The following is a 1,165-nucleotide window of genomic DNA, read 5'->3' as shown; positions in this document are numbered from 1 at the left end:
CCAGCCACTGGCGGGCGCTCGCGACCACCGACGCCGGCCCGACGACGTCGAGGGGCTCCGCGGCCGAGGTCACCCACGAGCGGTAGAGCAGGAACGCCGGTGCGGTGTGGTCGGGATGGTCGTGGGTGAGCAGCACGTGGCGCACGTCGGCCAGGGAGATGCCCAGACGCTCGGCGTTGCGCAGCGTCTCGGGTCCGCAGTCCAGCAGGAACGAGTCGACCAGGGCCGAGGTCTGGCCGCGCACCTCGCCCACTGCGCGCGCGGCAGCGCACGAGGCGCACGTGCAGAACGGGTTGGGCCACCCGTCGGCCGAGCCGGTGCCGAGCAGGCGGATGCTCATCGTTCGAACCTGACGTCGGGGTTGAACGCGGCCAGGCGCGCCACGCGGCGAAGGGCCCGGAGCAGAGGAGTGCCGACCAACAGCACCAGCAGGAACGTGCAGATGCCGCGGGCCAGGTCCCACACCACGGAGGTGGTCAGGTAGTAGCGCCCGTAGTTGACCAGGTTCGACGCTGCCGACGCGCCCTCGACGAAGCTCAGCCCCTCGCCGTACCGTCCGAACGGCCAGAACCACAGGTTCATCAGGGCTCCGTAGAGCAGACCCAGGAAGAAGCCGAGGCAGGCCATCAACACCACCTCGAGGCGGCCCGGCTTCACCGGCAGGCAACCGGCGAGGAAGCCCACCCAGCCGGCGGCCATCATCTGGAACGGCAGCCACGGCCCCACCCCGCCCGTGATCAACGCGCCGATGAACAGCGACAGCGCACCCTGAACGAAGCCGAACCCGCGGCCGAAGACCCGGCCGCCGAGCATGATCAACGCGAAGCTCGGCTCGAGCCCGGCGATGCCGGGGGACAGGGCACGCAACGCGCCGCCGACCGCGGAGAGCATGCCGAGCAGCGCGATCGCCTTCGCGTCGATGCCACCTGCATTGAGCTCGGCCAGCACGATCGCGGCCAGCAACGGGAGGATCATCGCGAACAGCCACGGCGCGTCCGACCCGTGCGAGGAGGCCTCCACCCCGCCGGCCGGCTGAAACACGAAGGGCCACCCGAAGGCGCCGAGGGTGACCACGCTGGCCAGCAGCAGCGCCACCGCCGCGGAGGCGTGCACGCGTATCGCGACGACGTCACTCATGGCCCACGCCTGGCGTGACTGCGCTCTC

2 protein-coding genes are annotated in these 1,165 nt (G+C 71.2%); both read right to left on the bottom strand.

All coding sequences use genetic code 11. The features are described 5' to 3' along the window. Positions 1–340, bottom strand: a 340-nt coding sequence (locus NJ4_RS07070; protein WP_157550871.1) for an MBL fold metallo-hydrolase, incomplete at its 3' end; no start/stop codon positions are given. Further along, a complete protein-coding gene (locus NJ4_RS07065; RefSeq protein ID WP_082748265.1) occupies positions 337–1,137 on the bottom strand; it encodes an ECF transporter S component in 801 nt (266 codons plus the stop codon). The genes NJ4_RS07070 and NJ4_RS07065, both read right to left, overlap by 4 nt. Positions 1,138–1,165: the final 28 nt, after the last annotated feature.

Source organism: Nocardioides jensenii JCM 1364 = NBRC 14755 (assembly GCF_001552535.1).
Lineage (GTDB): Bacteria > Actinomycetota > Actinomycetes > Propionibacteriales > Nocardioidaceae > Nocardioides > Nocardioides jensenii.
Note: the sequence above shows the minus strand (reverse complement) of the source record. Positions and strands in the feature narration are given on the sequence as shown.

Coding starts and splice junctions, on each gene's coding strand:
- NJ4_RS07065 (WP_082748265.1), bottom strand. CDS start 1,137: ATGAGTGACGTCGTCGCGATACGCGTGCACGCCTCCGCGGCGGTGGCG.